Source organism: Coriobacteriia bacterium, from assembly GCA_041658765.1.
Classification (GTDB): Bacteria; Actinomycetota; Coriobacteriia; order Anaerosomatales; family JBAZZO01; genus JBAZZO01.
The window spans coordinates 47,605-67,135 of sequence record JBAZZO010000014.1 but is presented as its reverse complement, the minus strand read 5'-3'; the positions used below and the strand labels follow the sequence as shown (position 1 = coordinate 67,135).

The 19,531-nt window shown below is 69.3% G+C and carries 19 protein-coding genes; 18 read left to right on the top strand and 1 reads right to left on the bottom strand.

Going from position 1 to position 19,531, the window contains the following annotated elements; all coding sequences use genetic code 11:
- On the top strand, positions 1–4,216 hold a 4,216-nt coding region (locus WC971_08895), incomplete at its 5' end, for a fibronectin type III domain-containing protein (GenBank protein MFA5844928.1).
- 20 nt (positions 4,217–4,236) lie between these two features.
- On the opposite strand, the gene WC971_08890 is transcribed toward WC971_08895, so the two are convergent.
- Positions 4,237–6,237 carry a methyl-accepting chemotaxis protein gene (locus WC971_08890; protein MFA5844927.1) on the bottom strand — a complete coding sequence of 667 codons (2,001 nt, stop codon included), beginning with the start codon at positions 6,235–6,237 and terminating at the stop codon, positions 4,237–4,239.
- Between the two features lie 185 nt (positions 6,238–6,422).
- Here WC971_08890 and rlmH point away from each other — a divergent pair, with 185 nt between their 5' ends.
- The 17 genes from rlmH (at position 6,423) to fsa (ending at position 19,525) form a co-directional block, all read left to right on the top strand.
- On the top strand, positions 6,423–6,887 hold the full coding sequence (rlmH, locus tag WC971_08885; GenBank protein ID MFA5844926.1) for a 23S rRNA (pseudouridine(1915)-N(3))-methyltransferase RlmH: 465 nt from the start codon (positions 6,423–6,425) through the stop codon (positions 6,885–6,887).
- A gap of 73 nt (positions 6,888–6,960) precedes the next feature.
- Positions 6,961–8,616, top strand: a complete 1,656-nt coding sequence (gene argS, locus WC971_08880) for an arginine--tRNA ligase (protein MFA5844925.1) — start codon at positions 6,961–6,963, stop codon at positions 8,614–8,616.
- A gap of 14 nt (positions 8,617–8,630) precedes the next feature.
- Positions 8,631–9,980 carry a diaminopimelate decarboxylase gene (lysA, locus tag WC971_08875; GenBank protein MFA5844924.1) on the top strand — a complete coding sequence of 450 codons (1,350 nt, stop codon included), beginning with the start codon at positions 8,631–8,633 and terminating at the stop codon, positions 9,978–9,980.
- Between the two features lie 54 nt (positions 9,981–10,034).
- Complete coding sequence (locus tag WC971_08870; protein ID MFA5844923.1) at positions 10,035–10,370, top strand: nucleotidyltransferase domain-containing protein; 336 nt, start codon at positions 10,035–10,037, stop codon at positions 10,368–10,370.
- 176 nt (positions 10,371–10,546) lie between these two features.
- Entirely contained in the window at positions 10,547–10,741 is a 195-nt protein-coding gene (locus WC971_08865; GenBank protein ID MFA5844922.1) for a hypothetical protein, read from the top strand.
- Complete coding sequence (locus WC971_08860) at positions 10,738–11,250, top strand: hypothetical protein (GenBank protein ID MFA5844921.1); 513 nt, start codon at positions 10,738–10,740, stop codon at positions 11,248–11,250. The genes WC971_08865 and WC971_08860 overlap by 4 nt, the downstream gene beginning before the upstream one ends.
- A 182-nt stretch (positions 11,251–11,432) precedes the next feature.
- Positions 11,433–11,654: a type II toxin-antitoxin system HicB family antitoxin gene (locus WC971_08855; protein MFA5844920.1), complete on the top strand. Its 222-nt coding sequence runs from the start codon at positions 11,433–11,435 to the stop codon at positions 11,652–11,654.
- Between the two features lie 205 nt (positions 11,655–11,859).
- Positions 11,860–12,096: a hypothetical protein gene (locus WC971_08850; GenBank protein MFA5844919.1), complete on the top strand. Its 237-nt coding sequence runs from the start codon at positions 11,860–11,862 to the stop codon at positions 12,094–12,096.
- Entirely contained in the window at positions 12,096–12,434 is a 339-nt protein-coding gene (locus tag WC971_08845) for a type II toxin-antitoxin system PemK/MazF family toxin (protein ID MFA5844918.1), read from the top strand. Before WC971_08850 ends, WC971_08845 begins: the two co-directional genes overlap by 1 nt.
- A gap of 6 nt (positions 12,435–12,440) precedes the next feature.
- Positions 12,441–13,052 (top strand): GyrI-like domain-containing protein, encoded by a 612-nt coding sequence (locus tag WC971_08840; GenBank protein ID MFA5844917.1) that lies wholly within the window; start codon positions 12,441–12,443, stop codon positions 13,050–13,052.
- Between the two features lie 13 nt (positions 13,053–13,065).
- Positions 13,066–13,404 carry a hypothetical protein gene (locus WC971_08835; GenBank protein ID MFA5844916.1) on the top strand — a complete coding sequence of 113 codons (339 nt, stop codon included), beginning with the start codon at positions 13,066–13,068 and terminating at the stop codon, positions 13,402–13,404.
- Positions 13,405–13,473: 69 nt separating this feature from the next.
- Entirely contained in the window at positions 13,474–14,763 is a 1,290-nt protein-coding gene (locus WC971_08830) for a homoserine dehydrogenase (protein MFA5844915.1), read from the top strand.
- 8 nt (positions 14,764–14,771) lie between these two features.
- Positions 14,772–15,689, top strand: a complete 918-nt coding sequence (gene thrB / locus WC971_08825) for a homoserine kinase (protein MFA5844914.1) — start codon at positions 14,772–14,774, stop codon at positions 15,687–15,689.
- Positions 15,690–15,784: 95 nt separating this feature from the next.
- Positions 15,785–16,582, top strand: a complete 798-nt coding sequence (locus tag WC971_08820) for a metallophosphoesterase (protein ID MFA5844913.1) — start codon at positions 15,785–15,787, stop codon at positions 16,580–16,582.
- On the top strand, positions 16,579–17,919 hold the full coding sequence (locus WC971_08815; GenBank protein ID MFA5844912.1) for a 2,3-diphosphoglycerate synthetase: 1,341 nt from the start codon (positions 16,579–16,581) through the stop codon (positions 17,917–17,919). The genes WC971_08820 and WC971_08815 overlap by 4 nt, the downstream gene beginning before the upstream one ends.
- Positions 17,916–18,866 carry a hypothetical protein gene (locus WC971_08810; GenBank protein MFA5844911.1) on the top strand — a complete coding sequence of 317 codons (951 nt, stop codon included), beginning with the start codon at positions 17,916–17,918 and terminating at the stop codon, positions 18,864–18,866. Before WC971_08815 ends, WC971_08810 begins: the two co-directional genes overlap by 4 nt.
- Complete coding sequence (gene fsa, locus WC971_08805) at positions 18,863–19,525, top strand: fructose-6-phosphate aldolase (protein ID MFA5844910.1); 663 nt, start codon at positions 18,863–18,865, stop codon at positions 19,523–19,525. The genes WC971_08810 and fsa overlap by 4 nt, the downstream gene beginning before the upstream one ends.
- Positions 19,526–19,531: the final 6 nt, after the last annotated feature.

Sequence of the window (19,531 nt, the reverse complement as noted above, 5' to 3'; positions counted from 1 at the left end):
GCCCCCGGAGACGACCGTATCCGGCATCCCGGGCGGGTGGGTCTCGCGCGACGTCACCGTCACCCTCACCGCCACGGATCCCGCCGGCTCCGGCGTGTCGAACACCTACTACGCTCTCAACGGCGGGGTCGGCAACCTCTACTCGCTGCCGGTCACGGTCTCCGTCGAGGGCACGACGACGTTCGGGTACTGGTCGGTCGACGCTTCCAGCAACGCCGAGACGAGTCACACGGCGAACGTGCTCATCGACAAGTCGGTTCCGATAGGGTTGTCGCTGTCGAGCTCGACGCACGTCGCCTCGACGCCCACGAGCGCCACGACGCTGACCGTCTCCTTCTCGGGCGCGACGGACGTGTACTCGGGCGTGGCGGGCTACTCGGTGCTCGTCACCACATCCGCCACAGACGACCCCGACACCGTCATCGACCAGTCCGCTGCGACCACCAGCACGCCGCCGCTCGCCGACGGCACCTGGTACCTCGCAGTGCGGGCGATCGACTCCGCCGGCAACGCGGGGGGCGTCGTCCGCTTCGGGCCGGTCGTCATCGACACCGTCGCTCCCAGCGGCACCTTCGCCGTCGCGAACGGAGCGGCGCTGACCACCACTACCGCAGTCTCGCTCGACTCCACCGTCACGGGCGCTCTCGAGATGCGCTTCGACGCCGGAGCGGGCTATTCCGCCTGGGTCGCCTACGCGGCCGCGACCTCGACCGCGCTCCCCGCCGGAGACGGTGTGAAGACCGTCACCGCCCAGTACCGCGACGCGGCGGGCAACGCCACCTCGGTCGTCGACACGATCACGCTCGACACCGTCGCTCCCAGTGGCACCTTCGCGGTCGCGAACGGTGCGGCGCTGACCACCACTACCGCAGTCTTGCTCGACTCCGCCGTCACGGGCGCCCTCGAGATGCGCTTCGACGCCGGCGCGGGCTATTCCGCCTGGGTCGCCTACGCGGCCGCGACCTCGACCGCGCTGCCGGCCGGAGACGGCACCAAGACCGTCACCGCCGAGTACCGCGACGCGGTGGGCAATGCTGCCTCGGTCGTCGACACGATCACTCTGGACACCACGCCTCCCGGCGGCACCTTCGCCGTCGCGAACGGTGCGGCGCTGACCACCACTACCGCAGTCTCGCTCGACTCCACCGTCACGGGCGCCCTCGAGATGCGCTTCGACGCGGGAGCGGGCTATTCCGCCTGGGTCGCCTACGCGGCCGCGACCTCGACCGCGCTCCCGGCGGGCGACGGCACCAAGACCGTCACCGCCCAGTACCGCGACGCCGCAGGCAACGCCACCTCGACCGTCGACACGATCACGCTCGATGTCTCGGGTCCGAGCGGCTCGCTCTTCGCAGCCTGGGGATCCGAGTGGACGTCGTCCACGCTGGTCGCCGTCATGCTGGCCAGTCCCGACGCGATCGAGATGCGCCTCGACGGCGGGAGCGGATTCAGCGCGTGGACCACGTTCGCGACCGACGCCACGGTCACGGTCCCGGCCGGCGACGGCACCAAGACCGTCACCGCCCAGTACCGCGACGCGGCGGGCAACACCGCCTCGGTCGTGGACACGATCACGCTAGATGCCACGCCTCCCGGCGGCACCTTCGCCGTCGCGAACGGTGCGGCGCTGACCAGCTCCACCGCCGTCTCGCTCGACTCCGCTGTCACCGGGGCGGCGCAGATGCGCTTCGACGCGGGAGCGGGATACTCCGCCTGGGTCGCCTACGCGGCCGCGACCTCTACCGCGCTGCCGGCGGGCGACGGCGTGAAGACCGTCACCGCCCAGTACCGCGACGCGGCGGGGAACGCCACCTCGGTCGTGGACACCATCACGCTTGACACCACGGCTCCCAGCGGCTCGATCACCGTCGCCTCGGGATCCGCGTGGACGTCGTCCACTCTGGTCGCCGTCACGCTGGCCAGCTCCGACGCGATCGACATGCGCATCGACGGCGGGAGCGGTCTCGGCGCGTGGACCGCGTTCGCGACCGCGACGACGACCGTACTGCCCGCCGGCGACGGCGTGAAGACCGTCACTGCCCAGTACCGCGACGCGGCGGGGAACATCGCGACGGTCACCGACACGATCACGCTCGACACCGCAGCTCCCAGCGGCACCCTTGCGGTGCAGGCGGGCTCGGCGTTCGCGACCTCCACCGCCGTCTCGCTCGACTCCGCTGTCACCGGGGCGGCGCAGATGCGCTTCGACGCGGGAGCGGGATACTCCGCCTGGGTCGCCTACGCGGCCGCGACCTCGACCGTGCTGCCCGCCGGAGACGGCGTGAAGACCGTCATCGCCCAGTTCCGCGACGCGGCGGGCAACACCGCGTCGGTCACGGACACGATCACGCTCGACACCGTCGCCCCCAGCGGGACCTTCGCCGTCGCGGACGGCGCGGCGCTGACCAGCTCCACCACCGTCTCGCTCGACTCCACCGTCACGGGCGCCCTCGAGATGCGCTTCGACGCCGGAGCGGGATACTCCGCCTGGGTCGCCTACGCGGCCGCGACCTCGACCGTGCTGCCCGCCGGAGACGGTGTGAGGACCGTCACCGCCCAGTACCGCGACGCAGCGGGCAACGCCGCGTCGGTCACGGACACGATCACGCTCGACACCACGGCTCCGTCTCCGCCCGGCAGCGTCTCGTGGACCGCGGTGACCACGGACTCGGTCACGCTGGTGTGGGGAGCGGGGTCCGACGCAGCCGGCATCTCCGGCTACCAGGTATGCGACGGCTCGGGATCGGCGATGGGCGCGAGCGCCGCGACGACGACCAGGGTCGGCGGTCTCACCGCCGGAGGCGTCTACGATTTCTCGATCAGGACGGTAGATCTCGCGGGCAGGGTCTCGTCTCCGAGCTCTGTGCTTCGGGTGACGCTCCCGCGCGACGTCGCACGTGCGGCGGTCGCCACCGGGACGGGTGTCGAGGCCTCCGGTGCGGTCCGGGTGAATGGTCGCGACACGACGTTCGGCGTCGAGTTCAGCCAGGTGACGACGGCGGGTGTGGTAGAGGTATCCGTGTTGTCCGACCCGCCTAACACCGAAGGCGTCGTCGGTTTCCGCGTCGTCGGGTCCTACTTCGACATCCGGTTCTCCGGCACATTCGACGGATTCATCGACATCACGCTGCCATACGACCCGTCCATCTCCGACGCGCGCGCGCTGGATCTTCAGATCCAGCACTGGTCCGGCGGCCGGTGGGTGGACTGCACGGTCTCTCGCGACCTCGTCGCGCACACCATCACGGGTCGCGTCCAGTCGCTCTCCCCCTTCACCGTGGTGGAGGAACTGCCGCCCGACACGACTCCCCCGGCGGCGGTCTCCAGCATGACGGCCGTCGCGCGTCGCGGCGGGGTAGACCTCGCCTGGTCGGTCGTGGACACGAGCACCACCGCGATGCGTGTCCTGCGCTCGACGTCGGGGCACGCGACGAGTCCGACCGTGACGGTGACGCAGTCGCGCCTGTACGAGGGGACGTCGACCGCCATGGTCGACACGGACATCGTGGATCTCGCGACGTACTTCTACACGGCCTTCGCGAGAGACGCGGTAGGGAACTGGTCGCTCGCCGCCACCGCTTCGGCGACCGCGGTCGGAAGCGGACCTCGCGCGGGTGTGATCCTGACGCTGGCGGGGCCGGTCTCGACCGTCGACGTCGGCAGGCAGTTCACACTCACGGGTGGCATGACCGACGCGTCTGGCGCTCCGGTGCCCACGCGCGACGTGATTCTCGAGACCCAAGTAGGGACTCGCTGGGTGCGCGTCGCGACACTGACTCCGTTCGGGTCTGCGTATCGGCGCACGCTGACGGCCACGGCCACGGTATCGTTCAGGCTCTCCTTCGCCGGCGACGTCTCGCTCGAGACGACCGTCTCGCCCACGCTCCGCGTCGTCGTCCGCCCGCGAGCCGCGCTGTCGGTCCCGAGCGCCTCGTCGATCGTGCGTCGCAGGACCGCGTTCACCGTGACCGGCCTGCTCCTGCCGCGCCATCGCGCGGGCGCTTACTCGGTGCAGTTGCGCATCATGCGCTACGTCTCCGGTCGCTGGGTGCTCTACCGGACCGTATGGGTACGCAACGTCGATTACGGTGTCCGCAGCCGCTACAGTGTCCGCGTGTCGCTGCCCTACACGGGAAGCTGGCGCATCCTCGCGTACCACGCCGACGCCGGGCACGTCGCGAACACGAGCGGACCGAGAGCGGTGCGGGTGCGCTGATCCCTCGCACGCCGGCAGGATCAGAGGCGGAACCCGCGAAGGTTGTCACGCATCTTGCGAGACTCGCCGTCGAGGTCCCGCACCGAGTCGGCCACGTCGCGAGCTGCGCGGGCGTTCTCGTCGGTGGCGTTGTTCACTTGGAGCATCGCCCCGAGTATCTGGTCGGAAGCCGTGCGCTGCTGCGCCGCGGCCGCGGCGATCTGCCGCGCGGCGGAGGCCGTGGCCGCCATCTGCTCCACGATGTCCGAGAACGTCGACCCGGTGCGGGAGACCATCTCGACGCTGTCGCCCGCTAGCGTCGCGTGGTTCTCAGCCTTCGACGCGAGACCGCTCGTCCCCCGCTGGATCGAGCCGACCGTCTCCTCGATGCGCGCGGTCGAGTCCGTGACGGAATCCGCGAGCGAACGGATCTCCGCCGCGACCACCGAGAACCCCTTGCCGGCCTCACCCGCGCGGGCGGCCTCGATCGCGGCGTTGAGCGCGAGGATCTTCGTGCGCGCCGCGATGTTGTCGATGATCCCCAGCACCTCGCCGATCTCGGTCGTCGCCCGCGCGAGTTCGTGCGCCGACGACGCGGTCGCGTCGGCTCCGCCGCGCAGCGTCTGGATGTCCTCGATCTCCTTCGCGAGCGACGTCTCTCCGCCTTGCGCCGCCTCTAGCGCGTCTTCGGCGAGGCGCATCACCTCGTCGGCCGCGGCGGCCACGGAACCGTAGGAGGCGACCATCTCCTCGAGCGTCGCCGTCATCTCCGCGACGGCGGATGCTTGGGTGCCGGTCGATGCGGCCTGCTGCTCGGTCGAGCTCGCGATGTCGCTCGCCACGCCTGCGAGATGTCCCGCGGCACGGTCGACATCCGCGATGACTCCGGACAACGCACGTGTCATCAGGTTGAAGGACTCGCTGAGAGCTGCGGTCTCCCTGTTGCCCGTCACGGGCACGGTCACCGTCAGGTCGCCGTCGGCGATGAGCCTGGCCGCATCGCTCACGCGGCTGACGGGACCGGCGACCACCCGCGACATCGCGATCCCCGCGATGAGAGCGAGTGCGATCCCGACGACCAGGGCGACCGCGAGACGCAACAGGTAGGAGTTCTTGGCGGCCGCGTACGGATCGAGCGGCAGTCCGACGAAGAGCATCCCCACGACCCTGCCGCTCGCCGACCTCAGCGGCTCGTATGCGGTCAGGAGATCGCGGCGGACGACGAACGCGGTCCCCCGGTAGGAGTCGTGCTTCTCGAGCACTGCCTTCTGGACCTTATCGGCCGCGACGGTGCCTATCGCCCGCTTGCCGTCGAGGCCCAGTACCGTCGTTGAGATGCGGACCTCGTCCTGGAAGACCGTCGCCTCGCCGCCGATCGCGAGCACGATCTCGTCGACGAGGGTCGACGAGCGGTTGATGATGTCGAAGGAGACGAGAGCTCCGAGGATGCGCCGGCCGTCGGCCGAACGCACCGGTGTCACGGCGCCGATGGCCAACGCCCCAGAGACGGTCTCGCGGTGGCGTGTGCCGCCCGGTGTCTCCTTCACGGGTATGGCCACATCGCTCGTGAGCCCGAACGCGTCGAGTACCCGCTTGGGGACGACCTCGATCGTGCCGCGCGTCGCTCCCGCGAGACCGGCACGAACGAGCGGATCGTCGGACAGCGCCACGTCGATCCTGCCGCGTTGGGACGCGAGTGCGCGCCCGTGGCGATCGACCGCCACGAGGATGGAGGAGCGAACGTGCATGTTGGCCTGACCAAGCGCGGTCACGAGGGTAGTCCGGTCATTCTCCTGCAAGGCGCGGACGGTCGACTCTTCGCCGGCGGCCGCTTCGACGGCCGCGACGGAAGAACCGAGCCGGTCCGAGAGCAGGCGTCGCGCGACGATCATGTGGTCGTCGACGCGCCTCAGCGCCTCTCCGTCCATCGCCGTCGAGAAGGCGTTCACCCCCACCAGCGCGGCCACCGCGAGAGGAAGGAGTGCGACGCCCACGAAGGCCTGGATCAGCCGGGTCGACATGGTCTGCCGTGAGCGCGTCATCCGGTACGACCCCCTGCTTGCCGGAGAAGGATCCACACCATGCGTGACCATCATACGACTAGGTCTTGTCCGTGTCCTGAAGCCCGTGATACGTTGTGGCGACCTGGCGCCCCCTGGGGCGGTGCAAGCCGGAACGGAGCAGGTCAAATGGGGGATAGTGCGTCGTTCGACCTCGTGCTCTGCCGATGATGCGCATAACGATCGTCGCCGTGGGCCGCCTCAAGGAGCGCTGGTGGCGCGACGCCGCCGAGGAGTATCTCAAGCGCTTGCGCCCGTACGTGTCGATCGATGTCGTCGAGGTGGCCGACCGCGACCTCGGCGCCGGGGTCGATCGCGCGATGCGCGAGGAGGGCGAGGCCGTGGGCCGCGCCCTCCCGGCCGGCGCGCGGGTGGTCGCACTCGCCGCGGACGGGCTCGCCCTCGGATCGGAGGGTCTCGCCGGCTGGCTCGACGAGCGCATGCGGGATGGACGCCCGCTCGCCTTCGTGCTTGGCGGCTCGGCCGGTATCGATCCCGCGCTGCTCGCGCGTGCCGACGAACGGCTCTCGCTGTCTCCCATGACGTTCCCCCACCAGATGGCGCGGGTCGTCCTTCTCGAGCAGGTCTACCGGGCCTTCCGCATACTCCGCGGGGAGCCTTACCACCGCTGAGAGCCGTGCCGCTCCCAGCGTGATACGGTATCCTGGTCCCTCACCTGCCGATACCGGGAGCGAGCAAGAAGCCGTGAACGACGTCATCGTCATCCTGCTGACCGACGCCCTGAGCGCCGCGGTCGCTTTGGGCGCGGTGATCCTGGAAGACCCGCCGGAAGTCACCCTCGAGCGCCCGAAGGACCCGAGTCACGGCGACTGGGCGAGCAACGTCGCGATGCGGGCGGCGAAGGCGGCGGGCATGGCTCCGCGCGAGGTCGCCGCGGCGATCGTGGCGAACATCGCGTCCCACCCGGACGTCGAGGGCGTCGAGATCGCCGGCCCGGGATTCATCAACATCCGCCTCTCACGCGCGCCCATCCAGCGCGTCGTGCGCGAGATCCGCGAGGCGGGCGCCGGCTACGGGCGCTCGTCGACGGGCGGCGGGCGCAAGGTCCAGGTCGAGTTCGTCTCCGCGAACCCGGTTGGGCCGATGCACGTCGGCCACGGTCGCTGGGCGGCGCTGGGCGACTCCATCGCGCGCCTGCTCGAGCACACCGGCCACGCGGTGGAGCGCGAGTTCTACGTCAACGACGCGGGCGTGCAGATGGACATCTTCGCGAGGTCCGTCGCCGCGAGATATCTCGAGGAGTGCGGAAGAGAGGTCGAGTTCGGCGAGGACTGGTACCGCGGCGCGTACATCGCCGACATCGCGCGGGAGATACGCGCGGCCGAGGGCGATGCGTGGGCGGACGCCGACCCGGGTGCGCGCGAAGCGCACTTCATGGAGAAGGCGTACGCGCAGGTCCTCGCGCACCTGCGGGGCGTGCTCCACGGCATCGGCGTCGACTTCGACGTGTGGTTCTCCGAGAGATCGCTCCACGCGCCGGGTCCGGACGGCTCGACCGCCGTCGAAGCCGCTATCGCCGTCCTGCGCGAGGCCGGTCACGTCTTCGAGCACGAGGGGGCCGTCTGGTTCCGCTCGACGGACTTCGGCGACGACAAGGACCGCGTGCTGCGCAAGGCCGACGGCTCGTACACGTACTTCGCCGCCGACGTCGCCTACCACCGCGACAAGTTCGCGCGCGGCTTCGACCTCGTCATCGACCTGTGGGGAGCCGACCACCACGGCTACGTGAAGCGGATGGAGGCAGCCGCAGCAGCTCTCGGCCATCCCGGCGGACTCGAGGTCGTCATCGGGCAGCTCGTGAACCTCTTCCGCGACGGCGAGGCCGTGCGGATGAGCAAGCGCACCGGCGAGATGGTCACGTTCGAGGAGCTCCTCGACGAGGTGGGCGCCGACGCGGCGCGCTACTTCTTCCTGCGCCGGAGCACCGACCAGTCGCTCGACTTCGACATCGGGCTCGCCACGCGCAACAGCGCCGACAACCCGGTCTACTACGTCCAGTACGCGCACGCGCGCATCTGCTCGATACTGCGCAAGGCCGGCGGCATCCCGGCCGAGACGGAGCTGGCGCTGCTCGACGGCGAGGCGGAGCTCACCCTCCTGCGCAAGCTCGGCGAGTTCCCCGAGGTCGTGGAGGCGGCCGCGCTCGCGCGCACGCCGCATCGGCTCACGAGATACGCAGAGGAACTCGCGGCGGTCTTCCACCAGTTCTACACGGTGTGCAGGGTCGTCACCGACGACGCCCGCCTCACGGGCGCCCGCCTTGCCGCGGTCGACGCGACACGCATCGTCCTCGAGCGCGCGCTCGCGCTCGTCGGCGTCTCCGCTCCCGAGCGGATGTAGGGAGGGGGACTTCGATGCTCGAAGAGCCGATCCCGCAGGAGCCGACCGATCCCGAGGCGGACCTCTCGTCGCTTCTGCCGATCACGGCCGCGGTGCACGACGGCCGGCTGTGGGTGGGCGGCGTGGACATGGTGCGGCTCGCGCGCGAGCAGGGGACCGCGCTCTACGTGATGGACGAGGCGCACATCCGCCACCAGCTGCGCGAGTTCCGGAAGTGGACCTCCTACCACTGGGAGAGGGTGGAGACGGTCTACGCCGCCAAGGCCTTCATGTGCAAGGCGATGTGCCGCGTCGTGCACGAGGAAGGCTGCATGATCCTGTGCGCTTCCGGCGGCGAGCTCGCCATCGCGCTGGCGGCCGGCGTGCCGGCCTCGCGGGTCCAGGTCCACGGGAACAACAAGACGCTCGCGGAGGTCGAACACGCCGTCAGCGAGCGCGTCGACCGGATCGTCGTCGACTCGCTGCTCGAGCTCGGGCGCATCGGCGCCGCGGCGACGGCGCGCGGGGTCGTGCAGGACGTCCTCCTTCGCGTCACGCCGGGCATCAGGCCGGACACGCACGGCTACATCCAGACCGGCCAGGAGGACTCCAAGTTCGGTTTCGGCCTCAACCACGGGCTCGCGATGGAGGCGGTGCGCACCGCCGTCGCCACACCCGGAGTGCGGTTCGCGGGCCTTCACATGCACATCGGCTCGCAGATATTCGCGCTGCAGAGCTACAGCAAGGCGATCGAGGTCATGGTCGACTTCATGCGGCAGGTCCGGGCCGAGACCGGCGAAGAGGTGCGCGACCTCGACGTCGGAGGCGGCATCGGCATCAAGTACGGTCTCGCCGACGAGCCATCGACCGTCGAGCAGTTCGGCAAGGTCGTCGTCGACGGCATCAAGGACGAGTGCGAGCGCCACGGCCTGCCCGTGCCGCGCATCCTCGTCGAGCCCGGACGCGCGGTCGTGGCGAACGCCGGCATCACGCTCTACACGGTCGGCACCATCAAGGAGGTGCCGGGCATCCGCACGTACGTCGCCGTCGACGGCGGCATGACCGACAACATCCGGCCCGCGCTCTACGGCGCGCGCTACGAGTGCCTCGTCGCGAACAAGGCCGACCGGCCGCGCACCGAGGTCGTCACCGTCGCGGGCAAGCACTGCGAGACCGGCGACCTCATCGCGCGCGACACGCAGATCCAGCCGGTCGAGACGGGCGATGTCCTCGCGGTCTGCTCGACCGGCGCCTACTGCCAGTCGATGTCGTCGAACTACAACAAGCAGGTCCGCCCGGCAGTGGTCTTCGTCGCCGACGGCAAGGCGCGGGTGGTCGTGCGCCGCGAGACCTACGACGACCTCATGCGCTGCGACGAGGGGTAGGCTTCGCGCCGGGAGCGGGACGGGGCTACACTTGATGGCGAGAGGAGGATCGCGATGAGCGAGACGAGCGTCGCCGAGATCGAGGGACTCCAGCAGGCCATCGACGTCCTGGTCGCGGGCTTCGACCCCTTACGCATCATCCTCTTCGGATCGCACGCTCGCGGCGATGCATCGACCTCGAGCGACATCGACCTTCTCGTGGTCCTTCCCAAGATGGGGCACAAGCGCCACACCATGGGCGCCATGCTCGACGCGCTGGCGTCGCTGCCGGTCGTGGTCGATCCGGTGCCGACCGATCCCGCCGAGATCGAGCGGCGCGGAGACCTTGCCGGCGATGTCCTGCGGCCGGCGCTCAGGGAAGGCCGTGTGGTGTATGAGCGCGCTGCCTAAACCCTCGTTTGGCAGCCCACACGACCATGGCGTCGGCTAAGCCATGGTCGTCTAGGCGACCCATGGACCAGCGCTTCCTGACTCGCTCGCAGCTCATGCGGACAACGTCCCGTGGCACGCCTCTGAGCAGGATCCGCGGGGTTGAAAAGCGTTACCATGGGGGGTAACATCTAGTCATGTCCAAGGTACGACGCGGAGGGTACGTCTTCCTTTCTTGGAAGGGCGACCACTCCCCACGGCACGTGCACGTCTACCGTGACGGGGTGCTCGTCCTGAAATGGGATCTCGACAACGAGAAGCCCATGGCGGGAAGTCCGTCGCGCAAAGTGATCGACTTGATTCGCCAACTCGACCGCGAGGGTCTGCTATGAAGATCAGGTCCGTCAGGCTCAACAACCGGAAGCACGCGTTCGAGGTCGGGACCTGGCGTGACCAGTTCCTGTTCCCCTACGCCAAGGCCGATCCGACGCCGACGGCCGCCGATCCACCCGTCGAGGTCTCTGTCGACGACGAACTCGGCCGTGAAGGATTCACCTACCGGCTTGCGTCGGGTCTGGAGGGTTCGGTCCACGTCGAGCAGGTCCTCGAGTACAACCAGGACCCGAGCTACATGCGCGACCTGCTCCTCTACAGACTGACCATCGAGGCGGAGAAGCGCGTCGAGAAGAGCCCCCTGTCGAAGCGGGAGATCATCCGGCGGCTCGGGACATCTCCGGCGCAGTTCTACCGGCTTCTCGATCCGACCAACTATCGCAAGTCCGTCGACAAGGTGCTCTTCCTGCTGCACGTCCTCGACTGCGATGTCGACCTCGTCGTCCGGGCGAGAAGCGGCGGGACACAGGACAAGCCGCTCCAGCCGACCGGCTGCGTCAGCAGCTAGCTGTGGCCGTGGAGAGGGATTCCGCGCTCGCCCGGTCGAAGCGGTCTCGCTCGTCGGACTCCTCGTCCTCCTGATCGTCAACGCCGCCCTTCTCTCTCGCGGCGACAGATGACTCCGCTCGGATGCGGCGTCAGGCACCGACGAAGCGACCGTGCTAGATTGGGCTCCGGAGGCCATGTCCTATGAAGCTTCGATTCACCGCGGTGTTCGAACAGGTGCCGGAAGGCTACATCGGCTACGTCGAGGAGCTCCCCGGCGCGAACACGCAAGCGGATACTCTCGAGGAAGCTCGCGCGAACCTCGCTGAAGCCATCGAACTCGTCCTCGACGCCAATCGAGTACTTGCCGAAGAACGACTCGGCAGCCGGAAAGTCATCCGCGAGTCACTGCGCATCACTGCGTGAAGCGCGTCGCTCTCATCCGTCACCTGCAGGCGCAGGGCGATTCCTCGGCACCGCGAGATCAATGACTTCCTCGCACGCAAGATATGCAGGGACTTGGACGTCATCGAGCCTGCTGCGACATAAGGGCTGTTCAAGCACCCGTGCGGGTGTAGTCCTTTCCATGCCGAGTGTGGAGTCTCGTCTCCCGCTGAGTTATACTCTCGGTATGAAGACTGCGATATCGATACCGGACGACGTGTTCGCCGACGCAGATGAGCTCGCGCGCGCACTGAAGCAGTCGCGCAGCAAGCTCTACAGCCGTGCGGTGCGCGAGTATGTCGCCCGCCACTCCGCAGACAGTGTCACCGCGGCGCTCGACTCGATCTACGCCGAAGATCCTCCTGCTGGCGATGGTTTCGGCATGGCGGCTGCGCGGTGGGCACTCGAACGGTCGGAATGGTGATCGCGCAAGGCGAGGTGTGGTGGGCCGACCTGGGGGAGCCCGTCGGGTCCGGACCTGGTTTTCGCCGTCCGGTCGTGGTCGTGCAGAGCGACGCCTTCAACCGCAGCCGCATCTCCACCATCGTCTGCGTCCCGCTGACGAGCAACCTGCGGTGGGCGGACGCTCCTGGGAACGTCTCGCTTGATGCGAAGACCACGGGGCTGCCCAAGGATTCCGTCGCGAACGTCTCGCAGATCGTGACGCTCGATCGGGCGTCGCTCACGGACCGCGTAGGCAAGCTGACGGAAGCCAAGCTGGAACTCGTGCTCTACGGGATCGATGTCGTCCTGGGGCGGTGACCTGGCGTGGAGAAGCTCGACCTCAAGAAGGAACTGGGCCGCCTCTATTCGCCCTCCGCGAAGGAGGTCGTCGAGGTCGACGTCCCGGCGATGAGGTCCCTCATGGTCGACGGTCAGGGCGACCCGAACACCTCCCGCTCGTACGCGGAGGCGCTCGAGGTTCTCTTCTCCCTCTCGTACACCCTCAAGTTCGCGGTGAAGAAGGGCCCGCTCGCGATCGACTACCACGTCATGCCGCCCGAAGGGCTCTGGTGGGCCGACGACATGTCGGACTTCGCGACCGGCGACCGCGCGGGCTGGAGGTGGACGATGATGATCGCCCAGCCGGACTTCGTCACGGGCGAGATGGTGGAGAGCGCGATCGAGGATGTCCGCAGGAAGAAGGCCCCCGCGGCGCTGCCTCTCGTGCGCTTCGAGGAGTACTCGGAAGGCAGGGCGGCGCAGATCATGCACGTCGGACCGTTCTCGGAGGAGAGCCCGACCATCGAGCGGGTACACGACTTCATCGCGCGCGCCGGGTGCGAGCGCTTCGGCAAGCACCACGAGATCTACCTCAGCGACGTGCGCAAGGCCGATCCCGCGAAGTGGAAGACGGTCGTCCGGCAGCCGATGCGGTGAAGGCGGGGAGCCGATGAGCGCCTTCCAGAAGGACTACATCCTCCGCCTGATCGAGACCATCGCGGCGATCCTCGCTCGCATCGCCGTCCTTCGGGAGAACGGCGAGAGCGAGGAAGCGAAGGCCGAGCTGGAGAGAGCGTACGGGCTGCTCCTGGGGTCGCAGGACGATATCGTGCGGCGGGTCGACCCGGCCACGGCCGCCGTGCTCCTCGGCTCTTCGGAGAAGATCCACGTTCTGGCGCTGCTCGTCGATGAAGAGGCCGAGCAGGAGGAGGACGAGGGCCGGCGCGACCTCCTGAGGGCGCGAGCGGCCGGACTCCGTGCCCAGGCGGCGCCGGGGGAGCCGTCGTGACCGCGGCATCGGGTACAATCGTCTCCTGAGCCGCCTCGTCGGCGGCGCTGGACGCGGAGGGCCTCTAAGATGCGCACCGTCAGGATCGGCCTCATCGGACTCGGCACCGTCGGCGGCGGCGTGGTGGATATCCTGCGCCGTCACGGCGAGGACTTCGAACGCCGGGCAGGCGTCTCGCTCGAGTTGACGCGCTTCGCCGACCGCGACGCCGCGCGCGCCGCGGCGCTCGGCATCCCCGCCGACCGGTTCACCACCGACGCGGCGGACATCCTCTCCGATCCCGACATCGACGTCGTCGTCGAGCTCGTCGGAGGCACGGGAGCGGCTCGCGGCATCGTGCTCGAAGCGCTTGCCGCCGGGAAGAGCGTGGTGACGGCGAACAAGGCGCTGATGGCGAGCCATGGCCGCGAGGTCATGGAGGCCGCCGAGCAGGCGGGAGTCGACATCGCGTTCGAGGCGAGCGTCGGCGGGGGCATCCCGATCATCGGGCCGCTCAAGCACAGCCTGGACGGTAACGAGATCCGCAGCGTCGTGGGCATCGTGAACGGCACCACGAACTTCATCCTCACCCGCATGGCCGAGGATGGACTAGATTTCGACGCCGCTCTCGCGGAAGCGCAGGCGGCGGGCTATGCCGAGGCCGACCCCACGGCGGACGTCGACGGTCTCGATGCCGCCGCGAAGATCGCCATCCTCGCATCGATCGCGTTCAACTCCCGCGTCGTGCTCTCGCAGGTGCACGCCGAAGGCATACGCGGCGTGAGCGCGGCCGACATCGCGTACGCCGCCGAGATGGGTTACGCGATCAAGCTGCTCGCCATCGCGAGGCGCGCCGGTGGGGGTATCGACGTCAGGGTGCATCCCACGATGATCCCGTCGAGCCATCCGCTGGCCAGCGTGAACGGCGTGTACAACGCCATCTACGTCGTCGGCGATTCCGTAGGCGAGACGATGTTCTTCGGAGAAGGAGCCGGCTCGCTGCCGGCCGCGTCCGCGGTCGTCGGAGACCTCATCGAGGTGGCGCGCCACATCCGCAGCGGTTGCCTGAACCTCGTCGGCTGCACGTGTCACGAGCTGCTCGAGGTGCGAGACATCGCGGATCTCGAGACCGCGTACTACCTGCGGCTCGTCACCGCGGACCGCCCCGGCGTGCTCGCGGCGGTCGCCGGCGTGCTCGCGGACCGCGGCGTGTCCATCGCTTCGGTGATCCAGAAGCGCACGCTCGAGGACGGGCGGGCGGAGCTGGTCTTCGTCACGCACCTCGCCCGCGAAGCGGACTTCCAGGCCGCGCTCGCCGAGGTCGGCTCACTCGAGGTCGTGGCCGCGGTCGCGGCGGTCGTGCGCGTCGAGCACCTGTGACGGTGCGCGTGTCCGGCTCTGTCACGGCTCGCGTCCCGGCGAGCACCGCGAACCTCGGCTCGGGATACGACTCGTTCGGTCTCGCGCTCGCCCTCTACGACGACTTCGAAGCTTGGCCTGCCGATTCGTGGTCGGTCGAGGTGGACGGCGAGGGTGCCGGTTCGCTCTCGACCGGCCCGCGCAACCGCGTCGCCCAGGCGATGGCGGCGGCTTTCGCGGCCGCGGGCGATGCCGGCCGCGCGGCGCGCATCCGGTGCGAGAACGGCGTTCCTACCGGTCGCGGGCTCGGATCGTCGTCGGCCGCGATCGTCGGGGGCCTCGTGCTCGCCGACGGCCTTCTCGGCGGCGCGCTCGGCGAGGAGCGCTTGTTCGAACTCGCGGTCGAGCTCGAAGGGCATCCCGATAACGTCGCCGCCGCGCTCTTCGGCGGCTTCACCGTCTGCTGGGACGATGGTGAGCCGAAGGCGGCGCGGCTTCAGCCGGGAGGCGGGCTGGCGGTAGTGGCGGTCGTGAGCGAGCGCCCGCTGTCGACCGCTTCGGCGAGGAAGCTGCTCCCGGAGGACGTGCCGCACTCCGACGCCGCGTTCAACGTCGGGCGAGCTGGGCTTCTCGTGGCGGGCATCACGCTAGGCCGTCCGGATCTCACCGGCCCCGGTCTCGGCGACCGGCTTCACGAGCCGTATCGAGCGGGCGCGGTCCCGGACTTCGACGCGGTGTGCGACGTGCTGATCGACGCCGGCGCCGACGGCGCGGCGCTCTCGGGCGCGGGCCCCACCGTGGTCGGCTTCGTGCAGGAGCCGGACGACGACGCGGCTTTCGCGCGCGCGGAGGAGATCGCCTCGCTCGTGGTCGCCAGGTCGCTGCCCGGCCGTCGCGCGCCGCTCGCGCTGCGAGTCGATCGCGAGGGTGCGCGACTCCTCGCTTGACAGCCGCACCCCTCATCTGGGAATAGTCTTGGCATCCCCGGATCCCCTGCCCGCGAATCGCGGGTCGTGGCGTGTCCACACCGACGGAGGGTCCCTTGGCCGACTCGGCATCCGCGCACCGCGACGCGACGGTGATCGCCCACATCTCCGACCTGCACTGCGGGTCGCGGTTCCACGTGCCGAACCTCGCCATGCGCGTCGTCGCAGAGATCAACGAACTCGAGCCGGACGTGGTGGTCGTCACGGGAGACCTCACCGATATGGGCTTCCGCGAGGACTTCGAGGCCGCGGCGCGCATCATCGGCCACATCGAGTGCCCCCACGTCGTCGTGCTCCCGGGAAACCATGACGCCCGCAACGTCGGTGAGGTGCATTTCGAGGCGTTGTTCGGCGAGCGGGACAGCGAGCTCGTCCACAACGGGGTGCACCTACTCGGCATAGATTCGTCCGAGCCCGACCTCGACAACGGCCGCGTCGGCCGCGAGCGTCATCGCTGGATCGAGAAGCGGTTCACCGATCCCGACGAGTTCAAGGTCGTGTGCCTCCACCATCACCTCGTGCCCGTCCCCGGCACCGGACGCGAGCGCAACATCGCCTCCGACGCGGGCGACGTGCTGCGCGTGCTCTCATCGGCGGGCGCCGATCTCGTGCTTTGCGGTCACAAGCACGTGCCTAACGTGTGGCGGCTCGAGGACCTGCTCGTCGTGAACGCGGGAACGGCATGCACGCACCGGCTGCGCGGCAACACCAGACCCAGCTACAACGTCGTCGAGGTCCGCCCGGACAGTGTGAGGATCCTGCTCAAGAAGCCGTTCGACGATCCCGAGGTCGTCGCCGACTATGCGCGTGCCGGTCACGTGTGCTCGTGGGGGCCACGGGAGGCTGAAGCGTGAGCCGCGTGGTCGCGCTCATCGACGGCGAGCACCACCCGAGCGTCGTGCGGGACGCTCTCGCCACGCTGGGGGAGCGCGATGAGGTGGCCGCCGCGGTCTTCGTCGGGGGCAGCGAGAAGGTGGGAGCGATCGCGGAGGACCTCTACGGTGTGACGCTCGTTCGTGGCGAGGACATGGACTCGTCGCTGCGAGAGGCCCTGGAGCGCTTTGCGCCGGACGCCGTCGTTGACCTCTCGGACGAGCCCGTGGTCACCGCTCCCGACCGCTTCAGGCTCGCGGGCGTCGCTCTCGGGCTCGGCGTCGCGTATCGCGGCGCGGACTTCGCGTTCACGCCGCAGGAGCGCGCCACCGTCGCCACGCCGACGCTCGCGATCGTCGGCACGGGCAAGCGGGTAGGCAAGACCGCGTTGACCGGCTTCCTCGCGCGCAGGCTCACCTCCGCGGGGAAGCGCATCGCGGTGCTCGCGATGGGCCGCGGCGGGCCGGGCGTGCCGGTGCTCGTGCGCGGTGACGAGGTATTGCTCACCACGGCGGGGCTGCTCGAGATCGCCGCCGCCGGGGCGCATGCCGCCTCCGACTGCTACGAGGACGCCCTGACGAGCCGCGTGCCGGTCGTCGGATGCCGTCGCTGCGGGGGCGGACTCGCGGGCGCGACCTTCATCGATGACGTGGCGCAGGGAGCCGCGCTCGCCGACACGCTCGGAGCCGACCTGCTGCTCATCGAGGGATCGGGTGCCGCCGTTCCGCCAGTACGAGCCGACGCGACGCTGCTCGTCGTCTCGGCCGCGGCGGGCGTCTCGTACGTCTGCGATCATTTCGGACCCTATCGTCTGGCGAGCGCGGACGCACTCATCATCGCGGGAGCCGAGCGGCCGAACGCGACCGAGGCGGAGGTTGCCGCGATCGTCGAGGCGGTCCAGCGTCTGCGCCCCGGCCTGCCGTGGTCCGCGGTCACGTTCAGGCCGAGGCCGCTGGCGGACGTATCCGGCGCGCGCGTCTTCTTCGCCACCACGGCCCCGGCGGAAGTCGCCGTCTCACTCGCGCGGCACCTCGAGAGCGAGTCCGGCTGCACGGTCGTCGCGATCTCGCCGCACCTCGCGGACCGTGACGCGCTGCGCTCCGACCTCGCCGAGGCCGAGGGGCGTTTCGACGTGCTCCTCACCGAGCTGAAGGCGGCGGCGGTCGACGTGGTCGTCGCCGCGGGAGCCACGGCGGGCGTCCCGACGGTCTTCTGCGACAACGAACCGGTCACGGTCTCCGGTCTCGACCTCGGCGCGTCTCTCGATGAAGTCGTGGCGCTCGCGCTGCGACGGGGCGCGGGAAGGGGAGCCGCATGACCGGGTCCGATCCCATCCTCATCAGCAACGAGCGCCACGGGCTGCCGTTCTCGAAGGGGCTCACCGCGCAGTCCTTCACCGCGACGGGGCTCTCTCCCGCGCTCGCATACGCGGCGGCCCAGGCGGTCGAGGACGCGTTGCGCGCGGGCGCCGAGCGGCAGGTCTCCATCGAGCGGCTCCGCGAGCTGTCGGTCGAGATGCTGCGGGTCACGGCCGGGGACGTCTTCGCACAGCGTTACCAGCGGCTCGCGAAGCTTTCCCGCATCGACAAGCCGCTCATCATCATGATCGGCGGCACGACCGGCGTCGGGAAATCGACCATCGCCACCGAGGTCGCCCACAGGCTCGGTATCACGCGTATCGTCTCGACGGATTCCATTCGGCAGGTCATGCGTGGTATCTTCTCCAGGGAACTGATGCCCGCCCTCCACGAGAGCGCTTTCAACGCGTGGCGCGGCCTGCGAGTCCCCGTCCCCCACGGAGCCGATCCCGTAGTCGTCGGGTTCAGGGAGCAGACCGCCGTCGTGGGCACGGGCATCGTGTCCCTGGTCGAGCGGGCCGCCCTCGAAGGCGAGAGCCTCGTCGTCGAAGGCGTGCACATCGTCCCCGGCTACATCGAGCCGTCCGGTTCGATAGCCGCATGCGTCGTGCAACTCGTGATCACGGTCGACGACGAGGATGCGCACCGCAGCCATTTCTACATCAGGGAGGTCCAGACCGACGGGATGCGGCCGTTCGAGAGGTACCGGGCGAACTTCGAGACCATCCGCTTGCTCGGACACTACATCGACGAGCTCGCGGTCGAGCACCACATACCGATCATCCACAGCAACCAGCTCGACCGCACGGTCGCGGAGACGCTCGAGAGGGTCATCGACGCGGCGATAGGGGACGAGACGCCGCCTGGCGAGTCTCGGAAGACGAAGAAGGAGGAAGGCGAAGCGTGAAGTTCTTTCTGGACACGGCGAACGTATCCGAGATCGAGGAGGCCGCCAGTTGGGGCGTCCTGTCGGGAGTGACGACGAACCCCACGCTCTACGCCCGCGAGGGCGGGCGTCTCGCCGACTTCCACGGTCACATCCAGCGCATCTGCGCCGTGTGTGACGGACCGGTCTCGGCCGAGACAGTCGGGCTCGCGCGCGACGAGATCGTCCGCGAGGGCGAGGAACTCGCCGCGCTCGCGCCGAACGTCGTCGTGAAGGTGCCCGTGATCCCGGAGGGGCTCGCGGCCACCAAGACGCTGTCGGACCGCGGCATCTCCGTGAACATGACGCTGTGCTTCTCCGTGCCGCAGGCGCTGCTCGCCGCCCGCGCGGGCGCCCGCTACGTCAGCCCGTTCGTCGGCAGGTTCGACGACATCTCCGAGGACGGCATCGAGCATCTGGCCAACACGGTCATAGCGCTGTCCAACTACGACTTCGGTCATCCCGTCGAGGTCATCTCGGCGTCGATCCGCTCCGCCAACCATGTCGTGCAATCGGCGCTCATCGGCGCCGACATCGCGACCGTGCCGTTCGCCGTGCTGAAGAACCTCGTCAAGCACCCGCTGACCGATCGCGGGCTCGAGTCGTTCCTCGCCGATTGGGAGAAGGTCAAGAACTCATGAGTCCTC

Excerpts from the sequence above, each read along its gene's own strand:
- WC971_08890 (MFA5844927.1), bottom strand. The coding sequence starts at position 6,237 with ATGACGCGCTCACGGCAGACCATGTCGACCCGGCTGATCCAGGCCTTC.
- rlmH (MFA5844926.1), top strand. The coding sequence starts at position 6,423 with ATGATGCGCATAACGATCGTCGCCGTGGGCCGCCTCAAGGAGCGCTGG.
- lysA (MFA5844924.1), top strand. The coding sequence starts at position 8,631 with ATGCTCGAAGAGCCGATCCCGCAGGAGCCGACCGATCCCGAGGCGGAC.
- WC971_08870 (MFA5844923.1), top strand. The coding sequence starts at position 10,035 with ATGAGCGAGACGAGCGTCGCCGAGATCGAGGGACTCCAGCAGGCCATC.
- WC971_08865 (MFA5844922.1), top strand. The coding sequence starts at position 10,547 with ATGTCCAAGGTACGACGCGGAGGGTACGTCTTCCTTTCTTGGAAGGGC.
- WC971_08860 (MFA5844921.1), top strand. The coding sequence starts at position 10,738 with ATGAAGATCAGGTCCGTCAGGCTCAACAACCGGAAGCACGCGTTCGAG.
- WC971_08855 (MFA5844920.1), top strand. The coding sequence starts at position 11,433 with ATGAAGCTTCGATTCACCGCGGTGTTCGAACAGGTGCCGGAAGGCTAC.
- WC971_08850 (MFA5844919.1), top strand. The coding sequence starts at position 11,860 with ATGAAGACTGCGATATCGATACCGGACGACGTGTTCGCCGACGCAGAT.
- WC971_08835 (MFA5844916.1), top strand. The coding sequence starts at position 13,066 with ATGAGCGCCTTCCAGAAGGACTACATCCTCCGCCTGATCGAGACCATC.
- WC971_08830 (MFA5844915.1), top strand. The coding sequence starts at position 13,474 with ATGCGCACCGTCAGGATCGGCCTCATCGGACTCGGCACCGTCGGCGGC.
- WC971_08810 (MFA5844911.1), top strand. The coding sequence starts at position 17,916 with ATGACCGGGTCCGATCCCATCCTCATCAGCAACGAGCGCCACGGGCTG.